Annotated in this window: 13 protein-coding genes; 9 read left to right on the plus strand and 4 right to left on the minus strand. The window is 37.4% G+C overall.

Annotated features, from left to right (window positions below; all coding sequences use genetic code 11):
• Positions 1-18: 18 nt before the first annotated feature.
• Positions 19-741 (plus strand): (Fe-S)-binding protein, encoded by a 723-nt coding sequence (locus tag EFY79_RS05060; RefSeq protein ID WP_123119591.1) that lies wholly within the window; start codon positions 19-21, stop codon positions 739-741.
• A 288-nt stretch (positions 742-1,029) separates the two neighbouring features.
• A complete protein-coding gene (locus EFY79_RS05065; protein ID WP_123119592.1) occupies positions 1,030-3,834 on the plus strand; it encodes a T9SS type A sorting domain-containing protein in 2,805 nt (934 codons plus the stop codon).
• Between the two features lie 3 nt (positions 3,835-3,837).
• On the opposite strand, the gene EFY79_RS05070 is transcribed toward EFY79_RS05065, so the two are convergent.
• Positions 3,838-4,614: a M90 family metallopeptidase gene (locus tag EFY79_RS05070; protein ID WP_123119773.1), complete on the minus strand. Its 777-nt coding sequence runs from the start codon at positions 4,612-4,614 to the stop codon at positions 3,838-3,840.
• A 206-nt stretch (positions 4,615-4,820) separates the two neighbouring features.
• Positions 4,821-5,261: a GNAT family N-acetyltransferase gene (locus tag EFY79_RS05080; protein ID WP_123119774.1), complete on the minus strand. Its 441-nt coding sequence runs from the start codon at positions 5,259-5,261 to the stop codon at positions 4,821-4,823.
• 283 nt (positions 5,262-5,544) lie between these two features.
• Here EFY79_RS05080 and EFY79_RS05085 point away from each other — a divergent pair, with 283 nt between their 5' ends.
• The 7 genes from EFY79_RS05085 to EFY79_RS05115 all read left to right on the plus strand — a co-directional run bounded on the left by EFY79_RS05085 (position 5,545) and on the right by EFY79_RS05115 (position 12,541).
• A complete protein-coding gene (locus EFY79_RS05085; RefSeq protein WP_123119594.1) occupies positions 5,545-5,781 on the plus strand; it encodes an acyl carrier protein in 237 nt (78 codons plus the stop codon).
• Between the two features lie 29 nt (positions 5,782-5,810).
• On the plus strand, positions 5,811-7,064 hold the full coding sequence (gene fabF / locus EFY79_RS05090) for a beta-ketoacyl-ACP synthase II (RefSeq protein WP_123119595.1): 1,254 nt from the start codon (positions 5,811-5,813) through the stop codon (positions 7,062-7,064).
• 201 nt (positions 7,065-7,265) lie between these two features.
• Positions 7,266-8,828 (plus strand): ribonuclease Y, encoded by a 1,563-nt coding sequence (gene rny / locus EFY79_RS05095; protein ID WP_123119596.1) that lies wholly within the window; start codon positions 7,266-7,268, stop codon positions 8,826-8,828.
• Between the two features lie 110 nt (positions 8,829-8,938).
• Entirely contained in the window at positions 8,939-9,289 is a 351-nt protein-coding gene (gene rplS / locus EFY79_RS05100) for a 50S ribosomal protein L19 (protein WP_123119597.1), read from the plus strand.
• 312 nt (positions 9,290-9,601) lie between these two features.
• Positions 9,602-9,865, plus strand: coding sequence for a Sec-independent protein translocase subunit TatA/TatB (locus EFY79_RS05105; protein ID WP_233577922.1), 264 nt, complete (start codon positions 9,602-9,604; stop codon positions 9,863-9,865).
• An 88-nt stretch (positions 9,866-9,953) separates the two neighbouring features.
• Positions 9,954-11,405 (plus strand): Asp-tRNA(Asn)/Glu-tRNA(Gln) amidotransferase subunit GatA, encoded by a 1,452-nt coding sequence (gatA, locus tag EFY79_RS05110; protein ID WP_199727441.1) that lies wholly within the window; start codon positions 9,954-9,956, stop codon positions 11,403-11,405.
• Entirely contained in the window at positions 11,402-12,541 is a 1,140-nt protein-coding gene (locus EFY79_RS05115) for a lytic transglycosylase domain-containing protein (RefSeq protein WP_148041856.1), read from the plus strand. The genes gatA and EFY79_RS05115 overlap by 4 nt, the downstream gene beginning before the upstream one ends.
• Before the next feature lie 189 nt (positions 12,542-12,730).
• Here EFY79_RS05115 and EFY79_RS21385 read toward each other — a convergent pair whose 3' ends face one another.
• Positions 12,731-13,135: a hypothetical protein gene (locus EFY79_RS21385; protein WP_158605155.1), complete on the minus strand. Its 405-nt coding sequence runs from the start codon at positions 13,133-13,135 to the stop codon at positions 12,731-12,733.
• Positions 13,136-13,220: 85 nt separating this feature from the next.
• Positions 13,221-14,486 carry an adenylosuccinate synthase gene (locus tag EFY79_RS05125; protein ID WP_123119599.1) on the minus strand — a complete coding sequence of 422 codons (1,266 nt, stop codon included), beginning with the start codon at positions 14,484-14,486 and terminating at the stop codon, positions 13,221-13,223.
• Positions 14,487-14,703 lie beyond the last annotated feature (217 nt).

A 14,703-nucleotide genomic window follows, 5' to 3' on the forward strand; every position in this document is an offset into this window, starting at 1 on the left:
ATCGTAATATTCTTACTTATGAAAGTTCAATTATTTATACCATGTTTTGTTGATCAGCTTTATCCTCAGACGGCAATGAATATGGTAAAAGTACTTGAGAAAGCTTGTTGCGACGTAAGTTATAATACCAATCAGACCTGTTGTGGACAGCCGGCTTTTAATGCCGGATTTTTAGAGAATGCAAAAGCGGTTGCAGCAAAATTTATTAAAGATTTTGAAGACCCTGATTATATTGTGGCGCCTTCGGCCTCTTGCGTTGGTTTTATAAGAAACTATTATTCAAACCTTTTTGAAAATTCTTCTCAACATAACCAGGTAAAAAATCTGGCGGAAAGGACGTTTGAATTTACAGAGTTTTTGACCCAAATACTGCAAATTGATAATTATGGGGCAGAATTAAATGTGAGAGCTACTTACCATGATAGTTGCGCGGCTCTTCGTGAATGCAAAATAAAAGAGGCCCCCCGGCAATTACTTTCTAAAGTGAGGGGGCTCGAAATAATTGAAATGCCTGAATGTGAAACTTGTTGCGGATTTGGAGGAACTTTTTCCGTTAAATTTCCCGAAATTTCGCTTGCAATGGCTGACCAGAAAATTGGAAATGCGATGAATACAGGCGCAAGCCATATTATATCTACTGATCTTAGTTGCCTCATGCACCTGGAAGGCATTATTAAAAAGAAATCAATTCCATTAACCACGCTCCATATTGCCGATGTTCTGGCAACTGGGTGGGAATAAAACCTGATATCGCACTTGCTTCTCTTATTTTTATTTTATATCTTTCAATATATTGAAATTCTTCTTGCTTACTTTTCAAATATGCATTAATTATGAGATTATTATCACTTGTTATGTCGATATATGGGGATAATAATCAAAGAATTAGTACTTTTGACGCTTTAGCTATTAATGCTGACTATGTAATTGAGCTAAATAATATTTGAGTTGTGTAAATAAGTCATCCAACTCGCCATGTAATCCGATCTCCCCAAAATATTTTTTTTAACTCTTTAGGAAAACAAGTGAATGAAGACTAATTTCCCGAAACTTTATTGCACAATTGTGAGTATATTTTCATTTCTCATTGTGCACACAGAAACTTATGGCCAGGCGGATGTTATTATGAATCATAATGATTTAAAAAGAACAGGCTGGAATAATAGAGAAACTATCCTGGCGACAGACAATGTAAGCGGAGGTAATTTCGGAAAGATTTTTTCCCGGGATGTGGATGATGAAATTTATGCACAACCACTCGTTTTAAGCAATCTGCCAATAGCGGGAGGAGTTCATAATGTTGTATTTGTTGCTACGGTGAATAATACGTTATATGCCTTTGATGCTGATGATGCAAGTGCAACCGCTCCATATTGGCAGGTAGATTTAACTTATGATCCGGCTAATTATCGTCCGGTAAACAAAGCGGATATGACCGGAGCCTGTGGAGGTAATTACGCAGATTTTAGCGGCAATATGGGAATTGTAGGTACTCCAGCAATAGATACGGCAACTAATACCTTATACGTTGTCGCACGCAGCAAAAGTAAAACAAGCGCTGATTATGTTCAATATTTGCACGCGATTGATGTAAAAACTGGGGCAGAAAAGTGTGGAGGGCCCGTTTTGATTACTGCTACTGTTGCAGGGACAGGCGATGGAAGTGTCGGTGGCTATATTACTTTTAATGCACAGACCCAAAACCAGCGGCCAGGACTTTTGCTATATAATAATACAGTTTATATTTCATGGGCATCCCATTGCGATTGGTATCCCTATCATGGCTGGATAATGGGTTATAGTGCAACTAATCTTCATCAAAAGTATGTTTATAACGCAACGCCTGAAGGCGGTCTCGCCGGAATATGGATGAGCGGACAACCGCCGTCTGTAGATGATGACGGCAACCTTTATGTTACAACAGGAAATGGTACAACCGGCCTGGGTGGCAATCCAAATGATACAACTAACAGAGGTTCGAGCCTTCTCAAACTTTCACCTGAATTAAAAGTGCTTGACTTTTTTACTCCCTCTAATTATGAATATTTAAATGATGCCGATAGAGATTATGGTATTAACGGTGCATTACTGGTACCAGGTACGAACTTATCCTTATCAGGAAGTAAAGATGGGGGCCTGTATGTAATTGATAATACTCAAATGGGCGGTTTCAAAGCTGATAATTCAAACGTAATTCAAAGGCTGAACTTTGGGGATGCAGGCACTTCAAACACCCGCCACCTCTACGGCTCACCTGTTTATTATAAGGATATCTATAATAATGAATATATTTATGGATGGGCTGAAAGGGGGTTTTTACAACAAATCCCTTTTAACAGGACCGAGATGAAATTCGATACACTAAATACCAAGTATGGAATCACAATGTTGCCTGCTACGTATATGCCAGGAGGCATTCTGTCTCTTTCTTCAAATGGATCTAAGCCTGGAACAGGTATTTTATGGGTAAACCGAACGCTTACTGGCAATCCAAATCAAATGGTTGTCCCCGGCGCTTTACAGGCATATGATGCTATGGATATTACACATGAATTGTGGAATAGCAATTGGAACAACAAACGTGATTCAGTTGGTAAACATCCAAAGTTTGTGCCTCCTACAATTGCTAATGGAAAAGTATATATGGCTACCTTTTCCAATAAATTAAATGTGTATGGGCTTAATCCACCACCCGCATCTGAATGTGCTGCCACCTTGCCTCCCATGTGGCAAAGCGCTGATATTGGATACGTGGCTTTCGCTGGAGATGTTTGTGTTGATAATGGAACATTTAGCATTACGGCGTCAGGCGATGATATTGGAAATAATGCAGATGCTTTTCATTATTTATTTCAGCCCGTAATAACAAATGAGACCGAATTGACTATTAAAATCAATTCAATCAAAAACACTGATCCGTTTGCCAAATGTGGAATCATGTTTCGTCAAAATCTTGATCCTGGTTCTGCATTTGTAATGGTAAGCCTCGTTCCTTCGGGGTATATTTTTATTAAACAAAGAACTGCTCAAAACATCGGTGTTACTGATTTTGGAAACTGGGCAAATGAAGGCGCTCCTTGTTGGATAAGAGTATATAACAAGGGAAATAAATACGTTTTCTCTTATTCTCTGAATGGAGCCGATTGGACTAAATTAGATTCATTAACCTTGGCGCTCGGTACTAATCCTTATGTTGGAATTGCTTATACAACCAAAAATAACAGCGTTCTGGACACCGCCGTAGTTGAGAATGTTGCCTTGCAAATCAGTGGAATCCTTGATTCAAATTTGCTTACTTTCACAGGCAAGAATCAAAATAATAAGAGCGCTATACTTTCATGGATTACTGCAAATGATGCAAATAATGATTATTTTGAAATCCAAAAAAGCAAGGGAAATACTGATTTTCAAACTATAGGAACTGTGAAAGCCAATGGCATTCATTCACAATCAAAAGACTACAGCTTTATTGACTATTTGCCGGAAGATGGCAATAATTATTACAGGCTAAAACAAGTGGATAAATCGGGGCAAATTTCTTATTCTTCCGTAGTGATGGTAAGATTTAATTTAAAAACAATTATCATTTATCCGAACCCGGCATACGATAAAATTTATATTCGGAATAATGACAACTTTAGCAACGGTAATAAAATAATTGCACGCATTTTAGATTTATCCGGAAAACTAATTTTCAAAAAAGAGTTTGAAACTTATGGTGTTGATGTCAATACCTTAAATATCCCCAAGCGGATTGCTGAAGGAATGTATGTCTTAATGATAACAAACAATAAAGGAGAACAGCAAATTGAAAAGATATATATTAACCGCTAACAACTACTGGCGCAGGCTTGGATTTTGATTGTAAATTGTACATAAAATTTTGAAAAGCTCGAAATGATTTTGTGAAAATAGCTCAGGTTGATTGAAAAAATATTCAGAAGCAACGGCGAAAAATTCAGCTTTATTTGATGCGCCATAGGGGTTTAAATCAGATTGCTGAAGGGTAATTTTTTCAATATTCTGATTTATTAAAGAAAGCCATTTTGAATTATTTTTCCGTGCAACCAGTGTTTCCGGTAATCCATCTACCTCACCGTCTTCTTTATCCAGTAAATGAACAAATTCATGAATTCCGGTATTTGAGGTGGACAATTTGTTCAGGAAACCGTCCCGGAGCGCAGGTTTAGACAAAATCATTACTCTTTGCATCGGGCCTGTACCAATCATGCCAAGTGTATTTTTTTCATAACCCGAAGCAAGAAATTTTTCACGGTTAAACATTGCAGGATAAAGCAAAACATTCTTTAGATTGTAATATTTCCAGCTTTTAAAACCAAAAACAGGAATGACAGCGCTGCAGGCTACAAGCAGTATATCAAGGTCTTCCACGTTTGTATCTACGCCATCAATTCGTATGTAACTTAAAAAATCTTTTATCTTTTCCTCAAAGTGCAATTTGCTTTTCTCAGTCAGATTTTGATAATAAGAAACATGGTTTAGCAAAAGGTCTTTATAATTTTCAGGGAGGATAACTTTTTTTACGGGCCTTTTATACAATATAAAAAACACAACAATTAAAGCCAATCCAAATAAAACAATTAAGGGTGCCATATTTCTTTCTATCGCAAAAATTAAAAGGAAATTAAAATTTATCAAGGGTGTTACCAAAACAAGAAACTATTAAATTTATTGCTTTGCTGTCAATGCCGCTCGCGCAGTTTACAAATTGATGTAAAATGTTTATTAATGCAGCCTGATGGGAAATGAAAATTAATTTGAATGTCTTAAAGATATGTCGTGACAGGCCGGACAGTTCTTTAATCAATAAGCCGTAATTTCTTTTCCATTAAAAAGTGGGGAATTGAAACTTCTAAAAATTCATTTCCCATAACAGTGTATCCAAGTTTTTCATAAAATCCTATAGCAGTTTTCCTTGCATGCATTCTGATTTTTTTAAAGCCGGCATCGCGCGCCACATTTTCAGCAAAATACATCATGCTTGCGCCGATACCCTTCCCTTGTAAGTTATTTGCCACAGCCATTTGACGAAGTCTCACCGTGTTGTTATCGATTTTTTTTAATAAACAACACCCCAGTATTTTGTCTTCTTCAAAAGCTGCAATAAGTATATCATCCTTTTCTTTTTCAAGCTCTTCCTTATCAAACGAAAGTCTTAATGGCTTACGCAAAATTTCATATCTGAGGTTAACCATTTGGTCATATTCTGCAGTGCCATAATCTATTTGTTTAATAGGCATAAAAAAATTCTTGTTTAAATGATGAATAAAAATACAAGATTTATTGTTGAGATAAATACGAATTAATGAACTGATGAAAATCTTTTTCAAACAATTCGGCAAAAAATATTTGGTAGAAAATCAGTATAAAACTTTTTTTGAAACGAATTCATTTATAACGGAATAGGAAATTATTGTTATAAGACATAAATGTTTACAAGTGCATTTTTGGCGGAAATAGTTATTATTTTTTTTTATTACAAAAAGTATATTTTTGTGGGCATATTAACTAAACTTTACAATCATGCAAGACGTTGCAACAAGAGTTAAAAAAATCATTGTTGACAAATTGGGAGTTGACGAAGCTGAAGTAACTACTGAAGCATCCTTCACCAACGATTTAGGTGCCGACAGTTTGGACACCGTTGAACTCATCATGGAATTCGAAAAAGAATTTAATATTTCTATTCCGGATGAACAAGCGGAAACCATTACCACCGTAGGGCAGGCAGTAGCATACCTTGAAGAGCATGCTAAGTAATCACATCTTTTAACTTTGCAGGTAAGCTTATGGAATTAAAAAGAGTAGTAGTAACCGGATTGGGAGCCATAACACCTTTAGGAAAAAACGTTTCTGAATATTGGGAAGGTTTGGCTAAAGGTGTTTCCGGCGCTGATTATATTCAGCAATTTGATTGCTCAAAATTTAAAACCAGGTTTGCCTGTGAAGTTAAAAATTTTGAACCCACTGAATACCTCGATAGAAAAGAAGCCAGGAAATTAGACCGTTTCACACAATTTGCTTTAATCGCCAGCGACGAAGCTGTTAAAGATGCAGGCATTTCAAAAGATAACACAGACCCGGACAGAGTTGGTGTTATATTCGCCAGTGGCATAGGCGGTATTACCACCTTCCAGGATGATGTAATGGAATTTGCCCGCGGAGATGGTACCCCCCGCTTCAATCCTTTCTTTATTCCAAAAATGATATTGGATATCGCAGCCGGACAAATTTCAATGCGATATGGTTTTCGCGGTCCCAACTTTGCCGTCGTCAGCGCTTGCGCAAGCAGCACCAATGCTATGATCGACGCATTTGATAATATAAGATTGGGAAAAGCAGATATCATTTTAACGGGTGGAAGCGAGGCAGTTATTTCTGAATCGGGCGTGGGTGGCTTTAATGCGATGAAAGCGCTCAGCGAAAGAAATGATGATCCCAAAACTGCTTCAAGGCCCTTCGATAAAGACCGCGATGGCTTTGTAATGGGAGAGGCTGCAGGAATATTAGTGCTTGAAGAATTAGAACATGCGCTCGCAAGGGGCGCAAAAATTTATTGTGAAATTGCAGGTGGGGGCGCTACAGCCGATGCCTATCATATTACAGCGCCGCATCCTGATGGCCTTGGCGCAAAAAACGTAATGCGTATTGCTTTGGCAGATGCAGGTATGCAGCCTGACGATATTGATTATATTAATGTTCACGGCACCTCTACTCCCTTGGGAGATATTGCTGAAACAAAAGCAATTTTGGAAGTATTTGGAGAAAGCGCTCATAATTTAAATATCAGTTCTACCAAATCTATGACGGGCCATTGTCTGGGCGCCGCCGGTGTTATAGAAGCGCTGGCTTGTATTCTCGCAGTCACTAAAAACGTAATTCCTCCAACTATCAATCATTTTACCGATGATCCGGCTTTTGATCCTAAGCTTAATTTCACCTTCAATAAAGCGCAGGAAAGAGAAGTAAATGCAGCATTGAGTAATACTTTCGGTTTTGGAGGCCACAACGCATCGGTTATAATCAAGAAATATAAGCCGTAGTATTTCTTCAAATTTTTCTATTATAACTTTAGTATTGAAGGCTTTTTGCCTTTTTCAATTTTCACCTGTTTCGATATAACAGATTAATTACCATCATTTCTTTTTTACAATTTATTATCTTCGTTTATAACCAAATTAGTATCTAATTAGGGAATTAAAGAGGAATCAGATTATGAACAGACTTAAAATTTTTAAAAAACAATGGAACAACTTCTCCCCATAATAGTAGGAGCTATCGCACTAATTATTGGCATTCTACTGGGAAAAATCATATTCGCAAAAAACACAAAACAAGTCTTAGAAAACGCGCAAAACCAGGCTCAACAAATTATCTCGGATGCACAGTCAAAAGCCGAAACGTTAAAAAAAGAAAAACAACTGGAAGCAAAAGAGCATTTTGTTCAGTTGAAAGAGGAGCATGAAAAGACGGTAAGTCAACGAAATCAAAAGTTAAGCGATGCGGAAAACAGGATAAAACAAAAAGAACAATCCCTGAATCAAAAAGACCAAAATCTTGAAAAAATAATCAAGGAAAATGAGGTTATTAAACAAAACCTCAACCGCCAGATTGAAGTGGTTAATATTAAACGAAACGAGCTTGAAAAACACCAGGAGGAGCATATAAAAAGGCTTGAAAAAGTTTCGGGCCTAACAGCTGAGGAGGCTAAATCTCAATTAATTGAAACACTTAAAAATGAAGCAAACTCCCAGGCGCTAAGCATCCAGCAGGAGATAGTAGATGAGGCAAAACTCAAGGCTAATAAGGAAGCAAGAAAAATTATCATCCAAACTATTCAGCGAACTGCCTCAGAACAGGCTATTGAAAATGCTATTACAGTATTCAATTTGGAAAGCGATGAAATAAAAGGATCAATTATAGGCCGCGAGGGCAGAAATATTCGCGCGATAGAAGCTGCCACAGGCGTAGATCTCATCGTGGATGATACGCCTGAAGCTATTATCTTATCCTGTTTTGATCCACTGCGCCGTGAAATTGCAAGGCTATCCCTGCAAAGGTTGGTGGCTGATGGAAGAATTCACCCCGCGCGTATAGAAGAGGTGGTTGAAAAAACCCGGAAACAAATTGAGGATCAGATTATGGAAATTGGCGAACGAACTGTTATTGAATTAGGCATTCATGGACTTCATAAAGAGCTGGTAAGAATAGTCGGTAAAATGCGCTTCAGATCTTCTTATGGACAAAACTTATTAATGCACAGCCGCGAAGTAGCAAACCTTTGTGGGATAATGGCGGCAGAATTGGGAATGAACGCCAAACTGGCCAAACGGGCTGGATTACTGCATGATATCGGAAAAGTTCCGGACGAAGAAACTGAATTAAGCCACGCGCTTTTGGGAATGAAGCTGGCGGAAAAATATGGAGAAAATCCAGCAGTGTGCAATGCAATCGGAGCCCATCATGATGAAGTAGAAATGGAATACGTGATATCGCCCGTAGTGCAGGCATGTGACTCTATGAGTGGTGCGCGGCCCGGCGCAAGGCGTGAAATAATGCAGCAATACCTGCAAAGAATTAAAGATCTTGAAAATCTGGCATTAGCTTATCAGGGCGTTGAAAAAGCTTACGCAATTCAGGCAGGCAGAGAGCTAAGAGTTATAGTTGAATCAGAAAAAGTTACAGACAGCGAAAGCGATAAATTAAGCTTTGAAATAGCTCAAAAAATTCAAACTGAAATGGTGTATCCGGGGCAGATTAAGGTTACTGTAATCCGCGAGAAAAGGGCTGTGAATGTTGCACGTTAGGAAGAAAAATAAGTTTTACTTTAAAAGCCTGAAAATTAGTAATAATATATCTTTTCTTGCTAAGTTTTACAAAAATTGCCTTACATTTGCACTCCTAAAATTAGAAAGCCATGAATGCAGTTGCATTTGTTCACGACCAATTAACGACAAAGAAGGATTTTCCAAAATTTAAAGCCGGTGATAACATTACCGTTAACTATAAAATTGTAGAAGGCAATAAAGAAAGGATTCAAAGCTTTAAAGGCGATGTGGTAAAACGCCAGGGCGAAGGCGGTACTGCTACCTTTACTGTTAGAAAAATAAGCGATGGAGTTGGCGTAGAGCGCCTTTTCCCTGTATTTTCTCCCAGCATTGAAAGTATTAAGCTGCATAAAGTAGGTAAAGTTCGCCGCTCTAAATTGTATTTCCTTCGTGAAAGAAGTGGCAAAAGTGCCAGGATAAAGGAAAAAAGAATTAAATAAAAATACAAAAGAATAAAAAGACCGGGAAATATTTCATTCCCGGTTTTTTTTATTTTATACTTGTATGCTTAATTTTTGCCTACGGAAAAATTTGACCTAACCTTTTTACAGATTCATGAAAAGAAATCTTTGGATTCTCATTATTTTTTCCTTGTTGATTTTCTCCTGTGCACGTGGCATTACACCTTATGAAGCCGCCAATGGTAAGGCCAAATGCGGCAAATATTTAAAGTAATATTTAGCTGGCATTTTAACTTGATGGTTTATGGCTGAGAAAATTATTCCCTTATCTTTGTATTCAAACTCAAAACAATGACTCTATTATTTTTCAAACCTGAATTTTTATTTTCTATGCCAGGCGGCACTGAGTGGATATTAATTCTGCTGGTCGTTTTATTATTTTTTGGCGGTAGAAAAATTCCTGATCTCATGAGAGGAATAGGAAGAGGCGTAAGAGAATTTAACGATGCGAAAGAAAGCGTGAAAAAGGAATTGGATGAAGGAATGAAGGAAAAAGATAAACGCGCTGAGGCTGCGCAAAGAGAAGTTGTGAAGGAAACGGAATCTGTTAAATAAAATAGCATTATTATTTTCAAATGAAGGGTTGAGATGCGCATCTGTATGGATGAACATCTGAACCTTTTTTAATTAAAAAATTATTCAATTGTTTTCATACCAGGATATTCAAACTCTTCAAAATCAATTAAACTCCGGAACGATAAACTGTATTGATATTGTAGAATACTATTTGGAAAAGATTAAATCGAATAAGCTGAATGCCATCGTAGATTTTTATGAATCTGAGTCATTACAACGCGCCCATGTCCTGGATAAAAAACGAAAATCGGGCAAAAAAACAGGCAAGCTGCATGGCGTGGTAATTACGATAAAAGATGTAATTGCTCATAAAGATCACAAACTCACTGCCTCATCAAAAATTCTCCAAAATTTTTCTTCAATTTATAATGCCACGTGCGTAAATAAATTATTAAACGAAGATGCAATTATTATAGGAAGCTGCAATTGTGATGAATTTGCAATGGGCAATACCAATGAAAACTCTGTATATGGCCGGGTGAAAAATGCGCTCGACGAATCCAAAGTTTCAGGCGGATCCAGCGGCGGTTCTGCCGTAGCAGTGCAGGCAGGATTGTGCATGGTGAGCCTTGGCAGCGATACTGGTGGCTCAGTAAGACAACCTGCGGATTTTTGCGGAATTGTGGGAATGAAACCCTCCTATGGAACCATCTCAAGATTTGGCCTTATTGCCTACGCCTCCTCTTTTGACCAGATAGGAGTATTTGCAAATAATATCCAGGACATAGAAGCAGTTTTGGAAGTAATAAGCGGCCCCGATGAATTCGACAGCACAGTAAATCAACAAATAAATGCAAATTTTATTTTGCCTGGCGATAACACACATAATTTGAAAAAGCCTCGCATTGCCTTATTTAAAAATGCAATGCAGCATGAAAGTCTTGATCCGGAGATTAAAAAATCTATTTACGAACTGGCTGGCGCCCTCAGAAATGAAGGATGTGAAGTTCAGGAAATAGATTTTGAGCTGTTAGATTATATTGTTCCGGCTTATTATATTCTTACCACAGCAGAAGCGTCTTCCAATTTATCAAGATACGACGGCGTAAGATATGGATTTCGTGACAGTAATGAAGTTGAAGATCTTGCTGTTTTTTATAAACGAAACAGAGGCAAAGGATTTGGTAAAGAAGTGAAAAAACGCATCATGCTGGGTACTTTTGTTCTGAGTGAAGGGTATTATGATGCGTATTTTACAAAAGCGCAGCAAGTTAGAAATATGCTAACAGGCAGAACAAAAAATATTTTTAACGAGTATGATTTCATTATTTTACCTACGGTTCCTTCTACTGCATTTGAAGCAGGAAAAATGGAAAAAGATCCTATAGCAGCCTATTTAGCGGATATCTTTACCGTATATGCAAATTTAACCGGTATTCCGGGAGTTTCGCTGCCTTTGTTCAGGCATTCAAACGGGATGCCTTTCGGTGTTCAGCTACTTGCTAATAAACATGATGAGGCAAGATTGTTACAATTCTCTAAAAGCACTTTAAAAAATTACAAACGTTATTCTTCGTGAAAAAAATCGCATTGGTTTTAGTTTTTCTACTGTTAATGCTTCAGCCCTTCGTTGTGAAAGCAGGCAATACCGATGCTTCACCAGTTTTAACGGATACGGTTTTGCCAAAACCTGCGGTTGATACCACTACGGAAAATAAAGTTATTACTGAAGTGATAGCTTCAAAAGACAATGTGAAAAAAGATAAGGTAGATTACCTCGCCAACGTGACGAAATATGGCTTCAAGGACCTTTTTAAAAATTATTCTTACAATTCTTCGATCCCCTATTCTTCACAGGTAAACCCCAATGCAGAAACTTATATGCAGGATTATTTGCAATCGCACCAGGGCTATTTACTGCAACTTAAAAAAACAGGCGTCACTTATTTCAATCTGATTGATAGAATCCTTAGCCAGTATGGCTTGCCAAGAGAATTAAAATATTTAGCCGTTATTGAAAGTGATTTAAAATCTACCGCCCTGTCAATAAAAGGAGCCCGCGGGCCGTGGCAATTTATGCCTTACACAGCAAGGGATTATGGTCTTATAGTTAATCAAAATGAAGATGACCGCACCGATTATTTTAAAAGCACAAATGCGGCGGCAAAATATCTTCTTTCTTTATACAAAGATCTTAAGGATTGGCTGCTGGTAATCGCTGCTTATAATGGCGGCGAAGGCCGTGTTTTCAACGCGATAAAAAAAACCGGAAGCCGCAATTTTTGGGATTTGCAATATAATCTGCCTGAAGAATCGCGAAACCATGTTAAAAAATTTATTGCTACACATTATGTTATGGAAACAGGCAATACCGATGGAAATGTAGCAAATTCAAATTTTAATTATTCAGATCTTTCAGTATTAGACAGCAGCCGGTTTACAGCTAATCTTACCGAAGCAGAAAAGATCGGGTCAGTAGCACTGGAAGTTGCGGGAAGATATAAATCGGAAATAATCGCTAAAAATATTTCAATGAGCCAGGAAGATTTTGATCATTATAATCCGGGTTTCAACCACGTTCTTTCAACGGGCTCAAGCTATAAATTGCAGTTGCCTTCAGAAAAGATGGAGATATTTAAGTCGAAAAAGTTCGAAATTTTAAATGAAAGCGTAACGCAACTTTTACAGGATGTAAAATCAAACTTTTCCCGGTAAACAAGGAAATTCTTTATTTTTTTATTCGCCAAAAATCAGCTTAAATTCTTTCAGAATCAACAATTCGAATTAACGGATGGATGAAGTAAAAAAATTACTTTCCCGGCAGGAAAAGTAATTTTTTTATGTCTGAAAATTGAATATCAGAGAAGGTATATAAATGAGTTATTTTAATGGCGGAAAGTTGATCTAAAAATCATCGTCATCATCAAAAATGTCGTCATTATCATCAAACAAATCGAGTGATTTAAAATCATCTTCCACATCAAAATCGTCGTCTTTGCTTTTTTTAGATGATTTTTTCCCTTTTGATTTTGGGATATCAAATTCTTCAAAATCAGGATCAAAGTCCTCATCTTCATCAGTCTTTTCCCAATCATCTTCCACCTCTACATCATCGTCATCCTCATCATCGTCAGATTTCTTTTTTGAAGAAGTTTTTCCTTTCTTTTTTTGTGTTTCATCTTCATCATCAAAATCGTCATCATCATCATCCTCTTCCTTTTGTGACGCCTTTTTAGGAGAAGATTTAGAGGCACTTTTGGAGGCTTTTGGCGTTGGAATCTTATTTTCCTTTTCAGATTTTGCTTTCATAATTTTCCAAGGATTTTAATGTAAATTTTCAATATCATTTTCAATTAACCAAAAATAATAAAACATTTTTTAAAAAATAATCTCATCATTCCGCTACAATTAACTGGTCTGTGCCGGGCCCGTTTGAAATATATTTTACGGGAACGCCAAGCACTGAATTGATATAATTAATATAAGAATCCATTTGGGAAGGTAAATCTTTATAGGCCTTTATTTGGGTGATATCTAATTTCCAGCCGCTGAATTCTTTATATTCCGGTTTGACGTTGAAACCTTCCATTTGAAACGGAACCTGGGATGTTTCCTGTCCGTTGATTAAATATTTATTACAAAGCTTTAAAACATCCAGGGTATCAAGCACATCTGCTTTTGTCATTGCTAACTGCGTAACACCATTAATCATACAAGCAAAATTGAGTGCCACCAAATCTATCCAGCCACATCTTCTGGGCCTTCCGGTAGTACTGCCAAATTCATGTCCTTTTTGTCGAATCAATTCGCCCGTTTCATCGTGAAGTTCTGTAGGAAAAGGCCCGCTTCCTACGCGCGTGCAATAGGCTTTTGTAATGCCAATTACATCTTTGATTTTTTGCGGAGCAATACCGAGGCCGCTGCAAACGCCTGCTGTAATGGTATTACTTGAGGTTACAAAGGGAAATGTGCCGAAATCAACATCCAGCATGCTTCCCTGGGCGCCTTCTGCCAGTACGGTTTTGCCGGATTGAATTTTTTCATTTATGAAATATTCTCCATTGACAATTTTCAGGGTTTTTAGAAACTCAATGGATTCGAAGAAAGCTTCTTCATCTGCAGAAATATCTTCTTCAAAAGAGAAATTTTGCAACAATTGCTCATGCTTCTTTCTTAATGTGTCATATTTATTCCGAAAATCACCGGAAAGTATATCGCCTACCCTCAGGCCATTTCTTCCGGTTTTGTCCATATACGCGGGGCTGATACCTTTTAATGTCGAGCCAATTTTTTCATGCCCTTTGGCTGCTTCGCTCGCCCTGTCAAGTGCGCGATGCGTTGGTAAAATCAGGTGCGTTCTTTCGCTGATATATAAAGATTGCCGGTAATCTATTCCAAATGCTGCTACGGATTCGCATTCTTTTTTTAGCGTAACCACATCCAGCACCACGCCGCTTCCTATAAGGTTTATTTTATTTTCATGAAAAATTCCGGAAGGAATCTGGTGAAGTACTATTTTTTTATCCCTGACATATAAGGTATGGCCGGCATTTGGGCCGCCCTGGAACCGGGCTACGATATCATAATGAGGCGCGAAATAATCAACAATTTTTCCTTTCCCTTCATCGCCCCACTGGAGCCCGAGAATTACATCAACCATTTTTCAAACTTATTTAATCATCAATTTTTAGAACGCGGTAAAAGTAAAATTAAAAACAGAAAAGAAGATAATTTTTACAGAAAAAAGAAGATTATTGTTTTTAATCCCACAGCGCGGCGACGGTAAATAAACAAATAATTCAGATTTTTTTTGTACAAAAAGTTTTTCCAGAATTTAGAATACCTCGCTTTGAAAAATAGCTGCTTATAAAATTTGG

Source organism: Hanamia caeni, from assembly GCF_003721595.1.
Classification (GTDB): Bacteria; Bacteroidota; Bacteroidia; order Chitinophagales; family Chitinophagaceae; genus Ginsengibacter; species Ginsengibacter caeni.

Coding starts and splice junctions, on each gene's coding strand:
- EFY79_RS05060 (WP_123119591.1), top strand. CDS start 19: ATGAAAGTTCAATTATTTATACCATGTTTTGTTGATCAGCTTTATCCT.
- EFY79_RS05065 (WP_123119592.1), top strand. CDS start 1,030: ATGAAGACTAATTTCCCGAAACTTTATTGCACAATTGTGAGTATATTT.
- EFY79_RS05070 (WP_123119773.1), bottom strand. CDS start 4,614: ATGGCACCCTTAATTGTTTTATTTGGATTGGCTTTAATTGTTGTGTTT.
- EFY79_RS05080 (WP_123119774.1), bottom strand. CDS start 5,261: ATGCCTATTAAACAAATAGATTATGGCACTGCAGAATATGACCAAATG.
- EFY79_RS05085 (WP_123119594.1), top strand. CDS start 5,545: ATGCAAGACGTTGCAACAAGAGTTAAAAAAATCATTGTTGACAAATTG.
- fabF (WP_123119595.1), top strand. CDS start 5,811: ATGGAATTAAAAAGAGTAGTAGTAACCGGATTGGGAGCCATAACACCT.
- rny (WP_123119596.1), top strand. CDS start 7,266: ATGGAACAACTTCTCCCCATAATAGTAGGAGCTATCGCACTAATTATT.
- rplS (WP_123119597.1), top strand. CDS start 8,939: ATGAATGCAGTTGCATTTGTTCACGACCAATTAACGACAAAGAAGGAT.
- EFY79_RS05105 (WP_233577922.1), top strand. CDS start 9,602: ATGACTCTATTATTTTTCAAACCTGAATTTTTATTTTCTATGCCAGGC.
- EFY79_RS21385 (WP_158605155.1), bottom strand. CDS start 13,135: ATGAAAGCAAAATCTGAAAAGGAAAATAAGATTCCAACGCCAAAAGCC.
- EFY79_RS05125 (WP_123119599.1), bottom strand. CDS start 14,486: ATGGTTGATGTAATTCTCGGGCTCCAGTGGGGCGATGAAGGGAAAGGA.